This window comes from Shewanella sp. SG44-6, from assembly GCF_014164185.1.
Lineage (GTDB): Bacteria > Pseudomonadota > Gammaproteobacteria > Enterobacterales > Shewanellaceae > Shewanella > Shewanella vesiculosa.
Genome location: NZ_JACJER010000250.1, coordinates 1 through 1974 on the forward strand (window position 1 = coordinate 1; position 1974 = coordinate 1974).

Annotated in this window: 1 protein-coding gene; it reads right to left on the reverse strand. The window is 47.2% G+C overall.

Annotated elements, in window-relative coordinates; translation table 11 throughout:
* Positions 1–85: 85 nt before the first annotated feature.
* Positions 86–1435, reverse strand: a complete 1350-nt coding sequence (gene ltrA / locus H5185_RS21845; protein WP_182743230.1) for a group II intron reverse transcriptase/maturase — start codon at positions 1433–1435, stop codon at positions 86–88.
* Positions 1436–1974 lie beyond the last annotated feature (539 nt).

Genomic DNA, 1974 nt, shown 5'->3' on the forward strand with positions numbered 1-1974 from the left:
ATAATCGGGTAGCCAGAGGTATCTAGCCTCCAGCCCCCACACCACCCTGCATGCGGCTCCGCACAGGGCGGTTCATTTAGAACACCTAACTAGCTTTCTGGTTAGGATATTGAACTGCGATCCATCCGTCTCTCAATGAATATAATCCTGCTTTCTTCAGATATTCATTACTCAGCGCTTGCTGTATTCCAGGTGTTTTAGAGCTACGCCAAGGGCCTTTACTTGTGATACCACAAGCAACAGCGGCTTGGATCCTGACGCCACGCTTAAGTAAATTCTGTACCTTGGTCCGTGGTTTTCGCCACTGACGCCAGTAGCACATACGTACGCGACGACGAATCCAATGGTCTAAATCCATACACCCTTGATAAGCGTTGGCTATGCCAAAGTAGTTGATCCAGCCTTGCATGTATTGCCGCACTTTAAACAGCTGATAACTCATACTCACGCCCCAGTTTCGGTTCGTTAATCGTCTCATCTTTTGTTTGAAAATGTGCAATGTTTTAGCATGCCACTGGATCTTCCCGCGGTTAAATGTAAACCCAAGAAACTTGCTTTGACCTACCTTAACCACTTGGCTTTTCTGTTCATTAACGGCCAGTTTTAGCTTAGTGGCCAGATATTGAGTAATGCTCTTGAGTACCCGCTCTCCTGCTCGAATAGACTTTACCAAAATGATGAAGTCGTCCGCGTAGCGGGCGAATTTATGCCCTCGGCTTTCCAGCTCTTTATCCAGACTATCCAACATAATGTTAGAGAGTAATGGCGAGAGTGGGCCGCCTTGAGGCACGCCTTCAAAGCTTGCTTCAAATTGGCCATTGACCATCACACCAGCTCGAAGGTATTTACCAATAAGCGCCAACAGACGCTTATCCTGCACCTTGCTTCTAAGTTGAGTCATCAAGAGATCATGATTAACTCGGTCAAAGAACTTAGACAGATCAACATCGACGGCAAATTTGCATTTTTGTTTGATGATATCCCTTACTTGCAGTACCGCTTGTTTGGCATTTCTGTTCGGCCTAAAGCCAAAGCTGTTGGTCGAGAAGAATGGGTCAAACAGTGGCGTGAGTATTTGAGCAATGGCTTGCTGTATCACACGGTCAATGACGTTAGGGATCCCCAATTTGCGTTTACCGCCATCGGGTTTGTCGATCTCTACGCGCCTGACCGCTGAGGGTTGGTATTCACCTCGCTCTAATTGAGATTTACACTGTTGCCAGCCGCCTTGTTGCATCCAGAGCGGGAAGGCTTCGATGGTCATGCCATCGATGCCCGCCGCACCTTTATTGGCTTTAACTTGACGCCAAGCTCGGTGTAGATTTTCAGGTTCGAGCAGTTGTTGAAATAGATCGCGGTTGAAGGCCGGTTGCATATCAATACGCTGCCGATAGTAATCGTCTGGCGACGTAGTGGGTATCGACAAGTTTGACAAGACTCCTCCTTCTTCTTCTAAATGTTCAGGCCTTCACCATGTCCCAACCATTACGCTGGGCGTTGGGCTACTATGCCGTCTGCTGACTTCTGCTTAATCACATGCCAAGTTACCCCGTCATGCGCTATCGGTTTCCATCTAGTTCGCTCTTTTCAGTCGATGATGCTGAAAAGCCAAGGCACTTATAAACCAGAGCCTTACTGGTTAATGACCGATCGCGTGTTAAGCAGATCTCCCCAGATAAGAACATGAACTTTCTTTGCACTGCTGCATCATTTACGGTAGCCATTAGATCACGTGGTTTCGTTGTCTTGTGCCAACTCACCTCTAGCCTACGCCTCATATGATGTTCTTGTTCATCAGCTCGCAAATTTGCTAGCGGCTTCCTCCGGACCAAACCTCGCGATTAAGCCCTTGCCATTCACTAGTAGTTAACGTTTAATAACAGTATGTTATTCTCTAATTAATAAGAGTAACGGTGACCTTCCTACAGAGGACTTTCACCTCATTAGTTCATGCCCATGCTGGGCGTACACAAG